This window comes from Pseudoflavonifractor sp. An85 (genome assembly GCF_002161235.1).
Lineage (GTDB): Bacteria > Bacillota > Clostridia > Oscillospirales > Oscillospiraceae > Enterenecus.
In genome coordinates this window covers 16,528-35,042 of sequence record NZ_NFHE01000017.1, presented here as the reverse complement: position 1 = coordinate 35,042, position 18,515 = coordinate 16,528, and the positions used below count along the sequence as shown (strand labels likewise).

Genomic DNA, 18,515 nt, shown 5'->3' with positions numbered 1-18,515 from the left:
GCCGCCGAGAGCATCTGACGCCCCCCTGTGGTGCTGTGGTAAGGGCCGTGGCTTGCCCAACCCGCTGGCTCCCCGGCATTGTCCTGAGAGATTCGGGAGGGGCAAGCCACTCCCCTACTTTCCACTAATGTTTATACTTTATCATCTTTATAACACTGCTCAATCAGTCAGTATAATATAACAGGAAATCATCTATCTCCCTACATGATAAAATTCTCCCATATTTTTGAGAGACCAATTCTTGCAAATTCAATGCTCGCACACAGAAATCTGCATAAATAGTATCACACCCACAGGAATAGTGTTTGTATAGCTGATATTTATTCTTTCTAACAACTTTCCTGATTGCATTGCTTGCCCGACTATCATAGATATAAACTGCATTTGGAGAATGAAAGTGTAAGTACTTGGACGCTAAAGACCTCTTATCCAGCTTCGTTAATTGGTTAAACACATCTGTCAGAAACATATGAGTACTAAGTAGACTATCTAGATTATCGTCTGTCAGCCTATCATATTCCTTCAACACTCCTATTCTTCTATCGAGTTCATCTCCGATTTCCAACATCTTTGGTGCTACTACATCGGCATAAAATTCCGTTGAGTCACAACCATCTCCTGTTTTTCTTCTTTCTAGTGCAGCCGAATAACTACGCCCAATTAACCACAGTTTTCCTATAATAACGTCTTTCTTATTATGGTAAGGTTCCTGAGCACACATATTGTATAGCACAGAATTACCATATTGCCATACATTGTTTGGATTTTCAAAGTAACGCATTAGCGTACGGGATAGTGTTTGGTTCATAACTTCCCCCATTCGGCTACGTTCAGAAATTGCGCCGCAGCTTATTGAGATACCCCTCTAATATTAAGGTAGCGGCCACGGCGTCCACATTCTTTTTATGCTGTTTCATCTTCTTCCCCGAGGCGTGGAGAATCTGGTGGGCCTCAATGGTGGTGCGCCGCTCATCCCAAAGGTGTACCTCCATCCCGGTGACCTCCTGAAGCTGCTGGGCAAAGGCCCGGTACAGTTCCGCTCTGGGTCCCTCTGAGCCATCCATGTTTCGGGGAAAGCCCATGACCAGCTCCTCCACCCGGTGCTCGCCCACCAGCTTGCCAATTTCCTGGGCCACCTGATCGGCCTTGCGGCTGTGGATCACCGTGGTGAATCCCGCCAGCAGCCCCATGGCGTCCGAAATAGCCACCCCGGTCCGGGCATCTCCGTAGTCCACAGCCATCACACGCATGATTCTTGTCCTCCTGCTTATCCATAAAAGTGAGACAATTATAAAGGATAAATTTTCTCTTGACAACCCCCATCCCCTGTGATATGCTAGATGCACCTGTGAGCAGGGCTTTCTTTTTGTGCGCATTTTTACGGGATGAACACAAAAACCCTCTCCCCTTTTTCGTAGGGCCACAGGGAGGCAAAGGCCGGTTTCCCGTAGCAGATGATAGGGTGCCCCGGCACCCTTTTGACGCGCTGGAATTGGCCATGGCCGTTCCGGCGCTTTTTGTTTCCGGACGGCAAATTCAAAAGGAGGTGCCGAGAATGGCGAAAGCCGGTAGCCGTGTGAAGATTACCCTGCGTTGTTCCGAGTGCAAGCAGCGTAACTACAACACCAACAAAAACAAGCGCAACACCACTGAGCGTCTGGAGCTCAACAAGTACTGCCCCTTCTGCAGAAAGCACACTCTGCACACCGAAACCAAGTAATGAGTTGTGGCTCAAAGAAAGAAGGGTGGACCAATGTCTGAACTGAACAAGCGAGACGAGGCCGTTTCCGGCAAGGAGTCCGTAAGCTCCGCTGCCGCGAAAAAGGCTAAGCCTGCTGCGAAGAACAAGGACAAGAAGCCGAACCGTTTCTCCCGCTGGCTGAAGGATCTGAAGGGCGAGCTGAAGAAGGTTACCTGGCCTTCCGGCAAAGATACCCTGAAGAACGTGGGCACCGTAATCGCCTGCGTGATCTTGGTCGGCGTGTTCATCTGGGTGTTCGACTTCCTCGCCCGCCAAGTGGTTGAGGCTCTGCTCAACCTCTTCGCATAAGAGGTTAAAGCCATGGCTGAGGAAATGAAATGGTATGTGGCCCACACCTACTCCGGCTATGAGAACACCGTAGCCGTATCCATCGAGCAGGCTGTGGAGAACCGCAACATGCATGACGTCATTGGCGAGGTTTCCATTCCCATGGAGACCGTCACGGAAATCACCGACAACGGCCCCAAGACCGTGGAGCGCAAAGTGTTCCCCGGTTACGTACTGGTCAAGATGGTTATGACCGACGAGACCTGGCATCTGGTGCGCAACATTCGGGGCGTCACCGGATTCGTAGGCTCCGCCAACAAGGCCATTCCCCTCACCGATGAGGAGATTGCCGCCCTGGGTGTGGAGAAGCGCGAGGTCATGGTCTCTTATGACGTGGGTGACAACGTGAAAATCACCGATGGTGCCTTGGAATCTTTCATTGGCACCGTGGAGGAAATCGACACCGAGCGCAGCAAAGTTCGGGTGGTCGTGTCCATGTTCGGCCGGGAAACTCCCGTGGAACTGGACCTGGACCAGGTCGAGCCTCTCAACTGACGGGAACCAGCCCGTCACCAACCGTGGGAGGAGCACAAAGCGGCTCCGTCACCACCACATTTTATGTAGGAGGTGCTGTTTCAAATGGCACAGAAAGTTACTGGATATGTAAAGCTTCAGATCCCCGCCGGTCAGGCAACTCCCGCCCCCCCTGTTGGTCCTGCTCTGGGTCAGCACGGCGTGAACATCGCCGCGTTCACCAAGGAGTTCAACGAGCGCACCAAGAAGGACATGGGCCTGATCATCCCCGTGGTCATCACCGTGTATGCCGACCGCTCCTTCACCTTCGTGACCAAGACTCCCCCCGCCCCCGTGCTCATCAAGAAGGCTTGCGGCATTGAGTCCGGCTCCGGCGTGCCCAACAAGACCAAGGTGGCTACCCTGAGCAAGGCTGATCTGCAGAAGATCGCCGAGACCAAGATGCCCGACCTGAACGCCTCCAGCCTGGAGAGCGCCATGAGCATGATCGCCGGTACTGCCCGTTCCATGGGCGTTCTGGTGGAAGAGTAAGGAAAGGAGGAGACAAACAATGGCTACTAAAGGTAAGAAGTATGTGGACAGCGCTAAGCTCATCGACCGCGCTGCTCAGTATGATGTGAACGAGGCCATGGAGCTGGTCATCAAGACCGCCACCGCCAAGTTCGACGAGACCGTGGAACTGCACGTGAAGTTGGGCGTCGACTCCCGTCACGCTGACCAGCAGGTCCGTGGCGCCATCGTTCTCCCCCACGGCACCGGCAAGACTGCTCGCGTGCTGGTCTTCGCCAAGGGCGACAAGGCCGAGGAGGCCCGTGCCGCTGGCGCCGACTTCGTGGGCGATATGGACATGGTGGAGAAGATCCAGAAGGAAAACTGGTTCGACTTCGACGTGGTCGTGGCTACCCCCGACATGATGGGCGTGGTTGGCCGTCTGGGTAAGGTTCTGGGCCCCAAGGGCCTGATGCCCTCCCCCAAGGCTGGCACCGTGACCCCCAACGTGACCCAGGCTGTCAACGAGATCAAGGCCGGTAAGGTGGAGTACCGTCTGGACAAGACCAACATCATCCACTGCCCCATCGGCAAGGTCTCCTTCGGCGCTGAGAAGCTCTCTGACAACCTCAACGCTCTGATGACCGCCATCGTCAAGGCCAAGCCCGCTGCCGCCAAGGGCCAGTACGTGAAGAGCTGTGTGGCTGCTTCCACCATGGGCCCCGGCGTGAAGGTCAGCGCTGCCAAGTTCGGCAACTAAGAGATTCTTGTCCTGTTCCCCATTCCTCGTCCCTCTATGGCGGCGGAATGGGGACAGGCCCAAGGTTTTTCTCAAAATTATATCCAATTCGAGAGGTTTTTGCTTGACAAATCCCTCTCGGGTTGATATAATACACTTCGTGTTCGGAGACAGTAGGTGGCCAAGCCGTAAACCCTACCGAGAATGCAGCTCATAACGATATGTTTGCGCTGTTTTCGTCTTGACACGAAAGCGGCGTTTTTGCTTGTTTGGGCAAAGACCGCTGCACTAAATTTTCCGGAGGTGAATTCCAAATGCCTAACGCAAAGGTTCTCAGTGAAAAGCAAGCCATCGTGGCCTCTCTGACCGAGACCCTGCAGAGCGCTTCTTCCGGTGTGCTGGTGGACTACAAGGGTATCACCGTGGCCGAGGACACTGCTCTGCGTGCCGAGCTGAGAGAAAACGGTGTGGAATATACCGTCGTGAAGAACACCCTGCTGCGCCGTGCTGCTGACAACGTCGGTCTCGGCGAGCTGGACGAGGTGCTCAACGGTACTACTTCCATTGCCATCTCTAAGGACGATCCCATCGCCCCCATGCGCATTATCAACAAGTACTCCAAGCAGCTGGGCGATCGCTTCAACATCAAGGCCGGCTTTATGGACGGCCAGGTGCTCCCCCTGGAGGACATCGCCGCTCTGGCCGAGCTGCCCTCTAAGGACGGCCTGGTGGCTCAGTTGCTCGGCATGATGCTGGCTCCCATTACCAGCCTGGCTATTGTCCTGAAAGCTATTGCCGAGAAGGACGGCCAGCCTGCTGAGGAGGCTGCTGAGTAATTCAGCACTGGGGTCTTTCTGACCCACCCACATTTTACTTTATATTATTTATTTAAGGAGGTATTTCATCATGGCTAGCGAGAAGATTACTGCTATGATCGAAGAGGTTAAGTCCCTGACCGTTCTGGAGCTCAACGAGCTCGTCAAGGCTCTGGAGGAGGAGTTCGGCGTTTCCGCTGCTGCTATGGCCGCTCCCGCCGCTGGCGCTGCTGCTGCTCCCGCTGAGGAGAAGACCGAGTTCGACGTGGTGCTGACTGAGATCGGCTCCGAGAAGATCAAGGTCATCAAGGTTGTCCGTGAGGTCACCGGCCTGGGCCTGGCTGAGGCTAAGGGCATGGTTGAGGCCGCTCCCAAGGCTATCAAGGAGGGCATCTCCAAGGAGGACGCCGAGGCTCTGAAGGCTAAGCTGGAAGAGGTTGGCGCCAAGGTGGAGCTGAAGTAATTTACTTCCCCACAGTCGTTATCAGAAGGACTTGTCGCAGGACTCACTGCGGCAAGTCCTTCTGTGTTTCCTCCCCCTTTCCCCCTGCCATCCCCGTGATTTTGCCAACATTTTGCTGCATACACCTTGCGGCAGTTGTGCAGTTGTGATATGATTTGAACAAATCATCCTATCCTATGTGAGGAGTGTCTCCTGTGAATCAATTCTTCGACCAGCCCATCCCCCCCCGCATTGGCGTGGAAGTGGAAAAATGGGACCTGATGGGTCCCAATCCGGAGCCGGGTATCGTCCCTCTGTCTGTGGCAGACATGGAATTTCGCTCCCCTCCCGCCATTGTGGACGCCCTGGAAGAACTGGCTCGTTCCGGGCTGTGGGGCTACACTGGCTGGGGTGATCGCTATTACAACGCCATTCGCTCCTGGGTATCCCGCCGATACAGTTGGGAGATCCAGCGGAATTGGATCGTACGCACCACCGGTGTGGTTCACGGCATCAACGCCGCTGTCCGGGCATTCACCAACTCTGGAGACGGCATCGTCATCCAGACCCCCGTCTATCCTCCCTTCTACCGGGCAGTCCGGGAAAATGGGCGTACCCTGCTGGAAAATCCTTTGAAGCTGGTGGATGGCCACTATGAGATGGATTTTGAGGACCTGGAGGAGAAGCTGTCCCGTCCCACCACCACCGCTATGATTCTCTGCTCCCCCCACAACCCTGTGGGACGGGTGTGGACAAAGGCAGAACTCCAGCGGGTAGGCGACTTGTGTTTGACCCATGGCGTGTTTGTCATCAGTGACGAAATTCACTGCGATCTGTGCCAGCCGGATCACCCTCACACGGTGTACGCCACCCTGGGTGAGGAATATGCCAAGCACTGTGCCATCGGCATGGCCGCCAGCAAGACCTTCTCCCTGGCGGGACTGGCCTGCGGCAACATCATCGTGCCAGACCCGGACAACAAGGCCAAGCTGGTAGCAGAGGTAGCCCGTTCCGGTGCCTATGCCGACTCCGCCTTTGGTACCCTGGCCTTGGAAGTGGGCTATGAGCAGTGTGAGCCCTGGCTGGATGAGCTAATTGCCTACTTGGGAGAAAATGACCGGTATCTCCGGGACTTCATGGCGCAGCATTTCCCAAAGGTTCGGATTTCTCCGCTGGAAGGCACCTATCTGGCCTGGATCGACTTCTCCAGCTTGGGGCTGGACGACGAAGCCCTGGCCCACTTTATGGAGCAGGAGGCCAAGCTGTACCTCAGCCATGGCATCAATTACGGCGGCACCGGCTTTATGCGCCTGAACCTGGCCTGTTCCCGTAGTGTGCTTCAGGAGGCTCTGGAGCGTTTGGCCCACGCCGCCCGCAAACGCGGGTTGATCTAACTAACACACTTGGACCCAATCAGAGAGAGAAACGAGAGGATTTTACCTTGAATATCATCATTGCAGGAGCTGGTAAAGTGGGCGCCACGGTGGCCCAACATCTGGCTGCCGAAAACCACAACATTACCATCATTGACACTTCGGAGGATATACTCACCCGAGTCTCCAACCAGCTTGATGTCATGTGCATCAAGGGAAGTTGTGCCTCCCGCACGGTGCTGGAAGATGCAGGGGCAGCGGATGCGGATATCGTCATTGCCGCCACCAGCTCCGACGAAATCAATCTTCTGTGCGGCCACACCGCCCACCGTTTGGGCGCTCCCTATACAGTGGCCCGGGTGCGCAACCGGGACTACATCGCCGACCTGGACAACCTGCGCCGGGATTTGGGCATCACCAAGCTCATCAATCCCGAGTTGGCGGCCGCCGCTGACATCTCCCGGATGATTCGTCTGCCCAATGCCGCAGACGTAGACACCTTTGCCAAGGGCAAGGCGGAGATTATCTCCTTCCATGTCCAGCCCGGGGATCATATGGCCGACCAGCCTTTGTCCCATCTGGCCACCAAGATCAAGAACCTGCCCATCCTCTTCTGCGCCGTGGAGCGTGGCAACGAGGTAATGATTCCCAACGGCTCCTTCATCCCTCAGGTGGGGGATAAAATCTATGTGGCGGGCACCCCCAACGGGGTCTGCCAGTTCTTCAAGGTTCTGGGCCGCCACAGCCACCGAGTCCGCTCGGCCTTCATCATTGGCGGTGGCCGGGTCACTTACTACCTGCTGCAACAGTTGGACCGTCTGGGCATCCAGTGCAAGGTGGTGGAGAAAAGTGAATCCCGCTGCCGAGAGCTGGCAGAGTGGTTCCCCAACGCCCTCATTCTCCACGGGGACGGCACCGATCCGGAGCTGCTCACCGAGGAGTGCATGCCCAGCAGCGACGTATTCATTTCCCTCACCGACCGGGACGAGGACAACCTGATCATCTCCCTTTACGCCCACCAGTGTGGCGTGAGCAAGATCATTGCCAAATCCAACCGGCAAAACTACTCCCTCATCGCCCGCTCCGCTGGCGTGGAGTCGGTGGTGTCCCCCAAACTCACCACCGCCTATCAGATTCTCCGCATGGTGCGTGGCATCCAGAACTCCAAGGGCAGCCGTATGACTGCTCTGCACCACATTGCCAACGGTCAGGCCGAGGCCATGGAGTTTGTGGTCAGTTCTGCCACTCGCAATTTGGGCACCCCGCTGAAGGACTTGAAGCTGAAAGACGGAGTCCTCATTGCCGGTATCGTCCGGGACGGCCAAGTCATCATTCCTGAGGGCAACAGCTTCCTCCAGGTGGATGACATCGTCATTGTCATCGCCAAGGACAGCGGTATTCTGGATCTCAATGACATTTACGCCGACTCCTTCGGCATGCGAGGCAGCCTATGAACTTTAAAACCGTCTTTCGTGTGGCAGGCTTTACCCTGCTGGTGGAGGCCGCAGCCATGCTCCTGCCCATGGCCGTGGCCCTGTACTACGGAGAGGACCCCTCTCCCTTCCTGAAAACCATCGCCATCATGGTGGTGCTGGGCCTGTTATCTGTGTTCGGCCTGCGGGGCCAACGCAAGTTCTTCGCCCGAGAAGGCTTCTTCTCGGTGGGCCTCATTTGGGTGCTGTCCGGTGTGTTTGGCGCTTTACCCTTCTGGTTCTCCGGTCAATTTGGCTCCTATGTGGACTGCTTTTTTGAGACCATTTCCGGCTTTACCACCACTGGCTCCTCCATTCTCACCGCCATTGAAGGGCTGCCCTTGGGGCTTCTCTTCTGGCGCTCCTTCACCCACTGGCTGGGCGGCATGGGCGTGCTCATTCTCACCACTGCTCTGCTCCCCTTCCTGGGCATCAACTCCACCCACCTCATTCGGGCGGAGAGCCCCGGACCGGTGAAGAGCAAGTTGGTGCCCCGGGCCTCCCAGTCCTCCAAGATTCTCTACGCCATCTATCTGGGGCTGACCATCATCCAGGTGGCCTGTCTGCGCATTGCCGGCATGCCTCTGTATGACTCCCTGATCCACTCCTTCGGCACCGCAGGTACTGGCGGATTTTCCAACCGCAACCTGTCGGTGGGGGCCTATGGAAACCCCACTTTTGAGATTATCATCACCATTTTCATGCTCCTGTTCTCCCTCAACTTCGCTCTGTATTTTCTGGTACTGACAGGAAAGGTGAAACAGGCGCTGAAAAGCGACGAGCTGCGCTTCTTCCTGGGCGTCACCGCCCTGGCCACCATTATCATGTCCGTGAACATAGCTTCCAGCTTTTCTACATATGCTGATGCTATCCGGGCTGCGGCCTTCCAGGTGGCATCGGTGATTTCCACCACAGGCTTTTCCACCACAGACTTCAACCTGTGGCCGGAGCTATCTCGAATGCTGCTGGTAATCTTGATGTTCATCGGCGCCTGCGCCGGCTCCACCGGCGGCGGCATGAAGTGCTCTCGCATACTGGTCATTCTGCGCACCATTGCCGCTCAGGTGCGCTCCATCATCCACCCCCGGTCGGTTACGGTGGTAAAGCTGGATGGAGCTCCTCTGTCCGACTCCACCATCCGCACCATCTACACCTATTCGGCCACCTATATCATCATCATGTTCGCCTCCGCTTTGGTGGTGGGCCTGGACAACTTCTCCTTTGGCACCACCCTCACTGCCGTGATTACCTGTATCAGCAACGTAGGCCCCGGCCTGGAGGCGGTGGGACCCATGGGCAACTTTGCCGCCTTCTCCCCGTTGAGCAAGGTGGTGCTCAGCTTCTGCATGATCATCGGCCGGTTGGAGATTTTCCCCATTCTGGTGCTCTTTAGCCGCAGCGCTTGGAAGCGCCACTAATTACATACATATTTCCCAGGATTCAACTCTTTCCCTTGTACTTCCATCTTGTGGTGTCCAAGCCATGGGATGTCCCTTGCATGGATTTGTAGATACATTTTTAGAAAAGGAGTTGTTGTTCTCATGACGGAAAACCTGTTTTGGCTAGGCATTTTGGGAGCCATTGTAGCTCTGCTCTTTGCCGCTCTGCAAAGCCGTAAGGTCTTGGCCTTCTCGGAAGGCAATGAGACCATGAAGAAAATTGCCGCTGCCATACGCCAAGGTGCAAACGCCTACCTCAGGCATCAGTATGCCACGGTATTCAAGGTGTTTGTGGTGGTTTTCCTCATCTTGCTTCTGCTGTGCAAGCTGGGCATGCTGGACAACTGGTTTATTCCCTTTGCCTTCCTCACCGGCGGCATCTACTCCGCCATTTCCGGTTTTGTAGGCATGCGGATCGCCACCTCCTCCAACGCCCGCACCGCTCAGGCCGCCGCCGAGAGTTTGAACAAGGGCCTCAACGTGGCCTTCTCCTCCGGTGCCGTCATGGGCTTTACCGTGGTGGGCCTAGGTCTGCTGGACATCTCTGTGTGGTTCCACATTCTCAAGTACTTAGCCGGCTTTGACGCCGCCCGCATCTCCCAGACCATGGTCATGTTTGGTATGGGCGCCTCCTTCATGGCCCTCTTTGCCCGTGTGGGCGGCGGTATCTTCACCAAAGCCGCCGACGTGGGCGCGGACCTGGTGGGCAAGGTGGAGGCGGGCATCCCCGAGGATGACCCCCGCAACCCCGCCACCATCGCCGACAACGTGGGCGACAACGTGGGCGATGTGGCCGGTATGGGCGCGGACCTGTACGAGTCCTATGTGGGCTCCATCCTGGCCACCTTTGCCCTGGGTGTCACCGCTTACGCCTCTCAGGGCAAGTCCTGGGAAGCCATGCTTCTCCCCATCGCTCTGGCTGTGGTTGGCATTCTCTGCTCCATCCTGGGCTCCTTCCTCATCCGCACCAAGGAGGGCGCTTCCCAGCGGGAACTGTTGGCCACCCTGCGCCGTGGCACCTACACCGCCGCTGTGCTGGCCGCCATCATCGCCGCTCCCCTCACCTACTACCTGTTGGGCAACTGGGGTGTGTACGTAGCCATCCTCTGCGGCCTCATTGGCGGCTGCGCCATCGGCTACTTCACCGAGTACTACACCTCGGACACCTACAAGCCCACCCGTGAGCTGGCGGAGGCCACCAAGACCGGAGCAGCCACCACCATCATTGGCGGTCTGTCCCTGGGTATGCTCTCCACCATCGCCCCCATCCTCATTGTGGGTGTGGCAGTCATCGTCTCCTTTGTGGCCGCCGGTGGTACCCTCACCACCAGTTCCGCCACCTATGCCCAGCAGTTTACCATGGGCCTGTACGGCATCGGCATCGCCGCTGTGGGCATGCTCTCCACCCTGGGCATCACCCTGGCCACCGATGCCTATGGCCCCGTGGCAGACAACGCCGGCGGCATTGCTGAGATGTCCGGCCTGGGCGAGGAAGTGCGCAACCGCACCGATGCCCTGGACTCTCTGGGCAACACCACCGCCGCCACCGGTAAGGGCTTTGCCATTGGCTCTGCCGCCCTCACCGCTCTGGCCCTGCTGGTGTCCTATGTGGACATCGTGTCCATCAAGCTGGCGGAAAAAGGGCTGGCCATCGACCTGTCCCTCACCAACCCCGCCGTGCTGGTAGGCCTGTTTGTGGGTGCCATGCTCACCTTCGTCTTTGCCGCTCTCACCATGAGTGCAGTGCAGCGGGCAGCGGAATCCATCGTGCTGGAAGTGCGCCGCCAGTTCAAGGAGATCGCCGGTATCATGGACGGCTCTGCAGACCCCGATTACGCCGCTTGCGTGGGTCTGTGCACCAAGGGGGCGTTGAAGGAAATGGTGAATCCCTCCCTGCTGGCCATTGTGGTCCCCATTCTCACGGGTCTGTTGCTGGGCCCCGAGGGCGTAGTGGGCCTGCTGGGTGGCGTGTCCGTCACCGGATTTGCCATGGCTGTGTTTATGTCCAACGCCGGAGGCGCCTGGGACAACGCCAAGAAGTACATCGAGGCAGGTAACCACGGTGGCAAGGGCTCTGAATGCCACAAGGCCGCCGTCATCGGCGACACCGTGGGCGACCCCTTCAAGGATACCTCTGGCCCCTCTCTGAACATTCTCATCAAGCTGGTGTCCACGGTTTCCATCGTGTTCTCCGGTTTGATCGTGGCTGTCCAGGCATTCATGAGCTGACGCTTCTCAAAAATGCGAGCATTTTTGAGAGGATCGCAGCCCGCTGCATGCATCCTTGGGTCAAAGGGCGACCCAAGGCCACACTGGCGGGCTGAGAGGTGTTTTTCCCGATGCGCATGTCCCCGGAAAAAACAGATTTCAACTTATTTTCCCGCCCTTGGCGGGAAAACTCTGCCGAGGGCTTCGGTCTATGAAAAGCCCCACCTATTCTTAGGCTAATTTTACCGTTTACTCCCTCCCTGAACTCCGGTTCGGGGAGGGCTTTTTCTCTCCCATAATTCGTGATACAATCTTTTTGAAATTCCTTGAAACGTTTTGACTTGATCCCAGTCTTATGGGTGAAGGGGGTGATGGTGTGGCAGACTTTGAGCGGATATACACCGACCATTTTCCCAGCGTGTACAAATACGTCTTTTCCCTGTGTCGAGACCCGGCTCTTGCCGAAGAAGTGACCCAAGAGGCATTTTACAAAGCCATGATGCACATGGACCAATTTGACGGCACCTGTCAACTGTATGTCTGGCTTTGTCAAATTGCCAAAAACACCTATTTCACCTTATTCCAAAAGCAAAAACGCCACGTGCCAGAGACAGAGGCCAGCCTGTCCCACCAGACTGCCCCAGATTTTGAGCGGGAGCTGATGGACCAGGAGACCGCCCGCAGGCTCCACGTACTGCTCCACCAGCTTCCGGAGCCCTACAAGGAAGTCTTTTCCCTGCGGATCTTTGGAGAACTGCCCTTTGCCCAAATCGGAGAGCTGTTTGGGAAAACAGACAGCTGGGCCAGAGTCATCTTCTACCGAGCCAAAACCAAGCTAAGGAGGGATTTTGATGAAAACACCGTGTAACGTCATCCGTGACCTGCTCCCTCTGTATCAGGACGGCGTGTGCAGCCCAGAGAGCCGTCAGCTGGTGGAGGAGCACCTGGAGGAGTGCGAGACCTGCCGGGCAGAGTGGGAGCGGATGCACGCCCCTCTCCCCTCCGACCACCCCCAGGTGGAGGAACGCACCGTGGCACAGGCGGCATCCTCGGCTTGGAAACGGGGACGGCGGCGGGCCTTCTCCAAGGGCTTTGTCATTGCCGCTGTACTGATGGCGGTGGTGTGCGGCCTGGTGGCCCTGTGGGCCTGGTGCAACCGAGCCCCCCGGGAAGTGACCGGGCGCATCTTGGAGACCCATGTGAACAACACCACCGGAGACGTAGCCTATGTGGTGTACACCCCCCGAGGAGATCAGATCGGGCTGGTCATGGAGGAGTACACCAAAGTCATATCCTTCTTTGACACCTACACCGACCTGGGCTTTCTGGATGGAGAAATCTACGACGCCCTGCACATCTACGCCGAACTGGGCAGCACCACAGAAGCTATCAGCAACCGGGACGGGAAGAAACTCCCCACCTATTCCGCCCAACTGGTGGAGATCGACGCCTACCAAAAGCCAGAACCCGTTCTATTGGAGGATGGCACCCAGGTGGAGGTCTGGCAGAAGAACGGAGGCGTGTTGTACGCGCTACCCAATGGCCCGGAACTACTGGATGTGCATACCCCCTCTCCTCCTGCCATCGGCATGGTGGGAACCGAGAATTTGGAGAAGCTGCCCCAAGAGGCTCAGAAGAACATCTCGGCGTACTTTGAGAAACACGGGCAGTTGTATGACGAGATGGAAGAGCTGGAAGCCGTCTACCAGTCCTATCTGGAGGCAGGCTCCCCTGCATCCTTCTCCACCTGCCTCATTCTCCAAGACACCTATCTCTCTGCATCCAGTCCCAGGGTGATCTATTGCACCACATCCCTCCATGCCCCTTCCAAGTATATGGAGGTCGGCACGGCATTCTACCGAGACACCGGAGAACGGGTAGACATGGAAGATTTGTTCACCTGTACCCCGGAGGAGTTGGGAAAAGCCCTTTTGGATGCGTCCGGAACCACCGACCCCACGCTGCGCCAGGAGATGGAGGATGCCTTTGACCTGGATCGGCTGATCCTAGGCCCGGACCTCCTGGTGGTGGGGTATGAAGCAGGCTCCCTTCCCAGCCAGGACACCACCTATTTTCTGTCCTTCGATTATGACGACACCATTTTGGAGCGTATGCACGCCTGGGCCGTCCCCTATTCCCAGTGACTTCCCAGAAATCCCCGAACTTCGGTTCGGGGATTTTTTTGCAATTTCCACCGCCCCCCTCTTGCAAAGGCTTCGTTTGTTTGCTACACTAAAGCAAATGTGTTATATTACTTCCAAGGAGGTAACCCATATGATTACCATTCACAACCAGGGCATGTGCTGGCAGAAGGGCCAGCTGGTCCCGGCAGAAAAGACTCAGGCTGGCGTGGAAGGCACCATGTCCTATTCCATCCTGAAGGCACACAATACTTCGGGCTCCATGGAGCGTCTCTCCCTCCGCTTTGACGCCATGGCCTCCCATGACATCACCTATGTGGGCATCATCCAGACTGCCCGGGCCTCCGGCCTCAAGGAGTTCCCCTTGCCCTATGTGCTCACCAACTGCCACAACTCCCTGTGCGCGGTGGGCGGCACCATCAATGAGGACGACCACAACTTCGGTCTGTCCGCAGCCAAGAAGTACGGCGGCGAGTTTGTCCCCGCCCACCAGGCCGTCATCCACTCCTACATGCGGGAGCGGTACGCTGCCCCCGGCAAGATGATCCTGGGCTCTGACTCCCACACCCGGTACGGCGCATACGGCTGCATGGCCATTGGCGAGGGTGGCCCCGAGCTAGCCCGTCAGCTGCTGTGCAAGACCTACGACATCGCCTATCCCCAGGTGGTGGCCATCTACCTCACTGGCGCGCCTCGCCCCGGCGTAGGCCCCCAGGACGTGGCCCTGGCTCTGGTGAAGGCCACCTTCCAGTCCGGCGCAGTGAAAAACGCCGTCATGGAGTTCTTCGGCCCTGGTGTGGCCAATCTGTCCATGGACTACCGCTCCGGCATCGACGTGATGACCACTGAGACCACCTGTCTGTCCTCGGTGTGGCAGACCGACACCCACACCCAGACCGCCCTCACCCTGCTGGGCCGTGGGGCCAGCTACCACCAGATGCAGCCCAGCGAGGGCGCCTACTACGACCGGGTAGTGCATGTGGAGCTGGACAAGGTGCAGCCCATGATCGCCCTGCCCTTCCACCCCTCCAACGCCTTCCCCATTGCGGAGTTCCAGGCCAACATGGAAGACATGCTCCACATGGTGGAGCAGAACACCCGGGAGCAGTTGGGCATTGAGCCTCCCGCTCCCCTGTCTGCCAAGATCCGTGACGGCAAGTTCCATGTGGATCAGGCCGTCATCGCCGGTTGTTCCGGCGGCACCTACCAGAACCTGCGCCGAGCTGCCGAGATTCTGGGCACCACCCCCACCGGATCCGACCACTTCTGGCTATCCTGCTACCCCGGCTCCATGCCCGTCATGCAGGAGCTGACCCGCCAGGGCTACATCACCACCCTGATGGCCGCCGGCGCCTCGGTACGCTCCTGCTTCTGCGGCCCCTGCTTCGGCGCCGGAGACGTGCCCGCCAACGGTGCTTTCTCCATCCGCCACTCCACCCGGAACTTCCCCAACCGGGAGGGCTCCAAGCCCGGCGAGGGCCAGGTGTCCTATGTGGCCCTCATGGACGCCCGGTCCATTGCCGCCACCGCCAAGATGGGCGGCGTGCTCACCGCTGCCGACCAGCTGCCCGAGGTTCCCAACGACCGGGCCGACGAGCAGTGGAGCTACGACGGCTCCTCCTATCAGGCCCGGGTGTACTACGGCGTGGGCAAGGCCAACCCCGACGAGGAGTTGGTGTTTGGCCCCAACATTGCCGACTGGCCGGAGCAGATTGCCCTGCCGGAGAACCTGATGCTCACCGTGGCCTGCGCCATCTACGACCCCGTCACCACCACCGACGAACTGATTCCCTCTGGTGAGACTTCCTCCTACCGCTCCAACCCTCTGCGTCTGTCTGAGTTTGCCCTGAGCCGCAAGGACCCCCAGTATGTGCCCCGTGCCAAGGAGATTCAGAAGGTGGAGCAGCTGCGCCGCCAAAATCCCCAGGATCCCCAGGTGCTGGCCGCAATGGCAGGCTATGACCCCGCCACCACCGGCTTGGGCTCCCTGGTCATGGCCCTGAAGCCCGGCGACGGCTCCGCCCGGGAGCAGGCCGCCTCCTGCCAGCGTGTGCTGGGCGGCTGCGCCAACATCGCCCAGGAGTACGCCACCAAGCGTTACCGCTCCAATGTGGTCAACTGGGGCATGCTCCCCTTCATCGCCTCTGAGCTGGAGCAGCTGAACCTCCAGCCCGGTGACCGGGTGTATATCCCTGGCATCCGCGCCCTGCTCCAGGGCGACGGTGAGACCGTGGAGGCCCAGGTGCTGCGAAACGGTACTTCTACCCCCGTCACCCTCTCCCTCCCCGGCCTGACCCGAGAGGAGCGAGACATCATCCTGGCTGGCTGCCTCATCAACTATTACGCGCAATAACAGCAGAAAACATCGACACGCTTCTCGAAAATGCCAGCATTTTCGAGAAAAGATACAGCCCGCTGCATACATCCTTGGGTCAAACAACGACCCAAGGCTACACTTGCGAGCTGAGAAGTGTTTTTCCCGATGCGCATGTCCCCGGGAAAAACAGATTTCGATTTATTTTCCCGCTCTCGGCGGGAAAACTCTGCCGAGGGCTTATCCTATTAGTAAGAACGGGTTGCACTTAACGTGCAACCCGTTCTTCTTGGTAAAAGCCCGCCTGAGCCAGTCTGCGGCGAAGCAAACTGCCCAGGGCAATGGCAAGGACGATTTTCCCCACGTCAAAGGGAATGAAGGGGGTCACGCACAGCCCCATAGCCACACCCACGGTGTAGCCCCCCTGCCAGCAAAACCAGGCGGTGCCCAGCAGATAACACAGGGCAGTACCCAAAATCAACCCCAACCCATGCAACCACTTGGCCCGGGTGTGGTCCACGATCCAGCCCCCTACCAGAGCCATGGGGAGATACCCCAACAGATAGCCGCCGGTAGGGCCCAACAGTGCTCCGGCTCCGCTGGCAAACCCTGCAAAGACAGGAAGCCCCGCCAGCCCCACCAACAAGTAGACCAGGCAACTCACGGTACCCCACTTCCACCCCAGCAGATACACCGCCAGGTAGATGGCCAAGTTGGCAAAGGCCACCGGTACCGGGCCAATGGGCACGGAAAAGGGACTGAGCACACAAATGACTGCCGCCAGCACGCCACAGCTGCACAGGGTCTGGATGGTATTATGCTTCATATGTCATCCTCCGATTGTATACTAATTTTATCTATAAGTATACAATATAACTTTTCCCCTGTCAACCGCTTGCCTTTGCCCCCAATGTGTGATACTTTAGATGGGATTACTTTATGAAATTGTGAGGGACGAACCGTGGCAAACGTGAAGTACCTATTCCAGCGCGTGATGAACATGAACTATAAGGCCATGTGGGAGAAGATCAGTTCCATCCGCAAAAAGACCGGGCGGTCCCGGCTGGCCATTTTCCGGGATATGAAGGACTGTGCCGTGAAGTACGGGGCAGGTTATATGGACTATGACCTGTTTGAGATGTACAATCTGACCGACCAACAGCGGGACACCTACCTCACCCGTGGCCGCAACAACGCCCTGGTGGTGAAATACAACGACAAGGCCTACACCGGCCAATTTGACGACAAGGTGCAGTTTAACACCCTCTTTGGAGCCTATCTCCACCGGGACTGGGTGCCGGTGACCGGGGAAAACCGGGAGCAGGTGATAGCCTTTTTGTCCAAGCATGAGGTCTTTATGGCCAAGCCCTCCCGGGGTAGCTGTGGCTGGGGCATTGAGAAGCTCCACACCCAGGACTTCCCCTCTCTGGACGCTCTCTATGACCATCTGGTAGAGCGGGCCCCCAATCTGGAGCTGGAGCAGGTGCTGGAGCAGCACCCCCAGGTGTCCGCCATCTATCCCGGCTCCATCAACACTGTGCGCATGGTGACCATCCGGGGCAAGCATGGAAAGGTGTATCTGGTTACCGCCATGTTCCGCATCGGCAACGGTAAGTTTGTGGACAACTTCAACAGTGGCGGCATGGTGGCCCCCATGGACCCCCAGCAGGGCGTGGTCATTGACCGGGCCTTGGACAAAGCCAAGAACCTGTACGAAAACCACCCCGCCACCGGCACCCCCATCAAGGGCTTCCACTTCCCCGACTGGGATAAGGCGGTGGATATGGTCTCCCAGGCCGCTCAGGTTATCCCCCAGGTGGGCTATGTGGGCTGGGACGTGTGCTTCACCCCCACAGGCCCCTGTCTGGTGGAGGGCAATCCTTTCCCCGGCCACGACATCTATCAGCTGCCGGTGCACACCCCGGATAAAATCGGCATCATGCCTCGGTTCCGGGAGATTGAGGCTGAAGAGCAGTCAAACGGGTAAAAAAATCCCCTCGGCTTCGAGCCGAGGGGATTTTTTTATAGATAATAGGCCAATCGGGGGCTGCCATCTTCCAGATAGATGGTTCCGCAATGGGTAAAGCCCATCTTTTCCAGTAAGCGCTGCATGGGGATATTATCCGCATGGGTATCAATGCGCAGCTGGCGGCAGTGGGCCCGACACCAGGCCAGACAATGGGCAGCAGCTCCCTTTCGGGCTCCGCCGGTGGCCACCCGGTGGGCCACCCCGTAGTCGCCCTGATCCGGCCACCCATCCCCTTCGATGTAGGAATAGGTGGGATCCCCCTGGGTGTGGAAGGCAAAGGCTGCCACAATGGTTCCGTTTTCCATACACACAAATCCGTGCCCCAGCTGGATGTCCTGCTGGATCTGCTCCGCCGTGGGCTTGTCATCCCCCCACTGGTTGGGGTTGCCCGAGGCGGCCATGAAGGCCCGTGCCTGGGCGTACAGCTGCTCCAGGGCAGGGAGATCCTTGGGGTTGGATCTGCGAATCAAATAACTTTTTCCATGGTTCAT

General features: G+C 57.6%; 19 protein-coding genes. 15 read left to right on the top strand and 4 right to left on the bottom strand.

Annotation, left to right across the window (positions count from 1 at the left end; genetic code table 11):
* Nucleotides 1–163 precede the first annotated feature (163 nt).
* Nucleotides 164–808: a hypothetical protein gene (locus B5G37_RS14970; protein ID WP_143482908.1), complete on the bottom strand. Its 645-nt coding sequence runs from the start codon at nt 806–808 to the stop codon at nt 164–166.
* 22 nt (nt 809–830) lie between these two features.
* Nucleotides 831–1,250 (bottom strand): Holliday junction resolvase RuvX, encoded by a 420-nt coding sequence (ruvX, locus tag B5G37_RS09120; RefSeq protein ID WP_087256661.1) that lies wholly within the window; start codon nt 1,248–1,250, stop codon nt 831–833.
* A 305-nt stretch (nt 1,251–1,555) separates the two neighbouring features.
* Between ruvX and rpmG the strand changes: the two genes are divergently transcribed.
* From rpmG to B5G37_RS09050, 14 genes are all read left to right on the top strand, one after another.
* Nucleotides 1,556–1,720, top strand: coding sequence for a 50S ribosomal protein L33 (gene rpmG / locus B5G37_RS09115; protein ID WP_087232476.1), 165 nt, complete (start codon nt 1,556–1,558; stop codon nt 1,718–1,720).
* A gap of 33 nt (nt 1,721–1,753) precedes the next feature.
* Entirely contained in the window at nt 1,754–2,050 is a 297-nt protein-coding gene (secE, locus tag B5G37_RS09110) for a preprotein translocase subunit SecE (RefSeq protein ID WP_087256659.1), read from the top strand.
* A 12-nt stretch (nt 2,051–2,062) separates the two neighbouring features.
* The gene (gene nusG, locus B5G37_RS09105) at nt 2,063–2,584 is read left to right on the top strand and encodes a transcription termination/antitermination protein NusG (protein ID WP_087256657.1); all 522 of its coding nucleotides are present in this window, start codon (nt 2,063–2,065) and stop codon (nt 2,582–2,584) included.
* A gap of 84 nt (nt 2,585–2,668) precedes the next feature.
* Nucleotides 2,669–3,094, top strand: a complete 426-nt coding sequence (gene rplK, locus B5G37_RS09100; protein WP_087232485.1) for a 50S ribosomal protein L11 — start codon at nt 2,669–2,671, stop codon at nt 3,092–3,094.
* A 19-nt stretch (nt 3,095–3,113) separates the two neighbouring features.
* On the top strand, nt 3,114–3,812 hold the full coding sequence (rplA, locus tag B5G37_RS09095) for a 50S ribosomal protein L1 (protein ID WP_087232488.1): 699 nt from the start codon (nt 3,114–3,116) through the stop codon (nt 3,810–3,812).
* A 293-nt stretch (nt 3,813–4,105) separates the two neighbouring features.
* Nucleotides 4,106–4,627: a 50S ribosomal protein L10 gene (rplJ, locus tag B5G37_RS09090; RefSeq protein WP_087256655.1), complete on the top strand. Its 522-nt coding sequence runs from the start codon at nt 4,106–4,108 to the stop codon at nt 4,625–4,627.
* Nucleotides 4,628–4,697: 70 nt separating this feature from the next.
* Nucleotides 4,698–5,069 carry a 50S ribosomal protein L7/L12 gene (gene rplL, locus B5G37_RS09085; protein WP_087256654.1) on the top strand — a complete coding sequence of 124 codons (372 nt, stop codon included), beginning with the start codon at nt 4,698–4,700 and terminating at the stop codon, nt 5,067–5,069.
* A gap of 194 nt (nt 5,070–5,263) precedes the next feature.
* Nucleotides 5,264–6,442, top strand: a complete 1,179-nt coding sequence (locus tag B5G37_RS09080; RefSeq protein ID WP_087256652.1) for a MalY/PatB family protein — start codon at nt 5,264–5,266, stop codon at nt 6,440–6,442.
* Nucleotides 6,443–6,489: 47 nt separating this feature from the next.
* Nucleotides 6,490–7,875 (top strand): Trk system potassium transporter TrkA, encoded by a 1,386-nt coding sequence (gene trkA, locus B5G37_RS09075; RefSeq protein WP_087256650.1) that lies wholly within the window; start codon nt 6,490–6,492, stop codon nt 7,873–7,875.
* Complete coding sequence (locus B5G37_RS09070) at nt 7,872–9,311, top strand: TrkH family potassium uptake protein (protein WP_087256649.1); 1,440 nt, start codon at nt 7,872–7,874, stop codon at nt 9,309–9,311. Before trkA ends, B5G37_RS09070 begins: the two co-directional genes overlap by 4 nt.
* Nucleotides 9,312–9,434: 123 nt before the next feature.
* Complete coding sequence (locus tag B5G37_RS09065; protein WP_087256647.1) at nt 9,435–11,561, top strand: sodium-translocating pyrophosphatase; 2,127 nt, start codon at nt 9,435–9,437, stop codon at nt 11,559–11,561.
* A gap of 355 nt (nt 11,562–11,916) precedes the next feature.
* Complete coding sequence (locus tag B5G37_RS09060; RefSeq protein ID WP_087256645.1) at nt 11,917–12,408, top strand: sigma-70 family RNA polymerase sigma factor; 492 nt, start codon at nt 11,917–11,919, stop codon at nt 12,406–12,408.
* Nucleotides 12,392–13,684: a zf-HC2 domain-containing protein gene (locus B5G37_RS09055; RefSeq protein WP_242962848.1), complete on the top strand. Its 1,293-nt coding sequence runs from the start codon at nt 12,392–12,394 to the stop codon at nt 13,682–13,684. Before B5G37_RS09060 ends, B5G37_RS09055 begins: the two co-directional genes overlap by 17 nt.
* Nucleotides 13,685–13,838: 154 nt before the next feature.
* On the top strand, nt 13,839–16,034 hold the full coding sequence (locus tag B5G37_RS09050; protein WP_242962854.1) for a hydratase: 2,196 nt from the start codon (nt 13,839–13,841) through the stop codon (nt 16,032–16,034).
* A 229-nt stretch (nt 16,035–16,263) separates the two neighbouring features.
* Here B5G37_RS09050 and B5G37_RS09045 read toward each other — a convergent pair whose 3' ends face one another.
* Nucleotides 16,264–16,821, bottom strand: a complete 558-nt coding sequence (locus B5G37_RS09045; RefSeq protein ID WP_087256639.1) for a biotin transporter BioY — start codon at nt 16,819–16,821, stop codon at nt 16,264–16,266.
* A gap of 135 nt (nt 16,822–16,956) precedes the next feature.
* Here B5G37_RS09045 and B5G37_RS09040 point away from each other — a divergent pair, with 135 nt between their 5' ends.
* Complete coding sequence (locus B5G37_RS09040; RefSeq protein WP_087256637.1) at nt 16,957–17,982, top strand: sugar-transfer associated ATP-grasp domain-containing protein; 1,026 nt, start codon at nt 16,957–16,959, stop codon at nt 17,980–17,982.
* 35 nt (nt 17,983–18,017) lie between these two features.
* On the opposite strand, the gene B5G37_RS09035 is transcribed toward B5G37_RS09040, so the two are convergent.
* On the bottom strand, nt 18,018–18,515 hold the full coding sequence (locus B5G37_RS09035) for a GNAT family N-acetyltransferase (protein ID WP_087256634.1): 498 nt from the start codon (nt 18,513–18,515) through the stop codon (nt 18,018–18,020).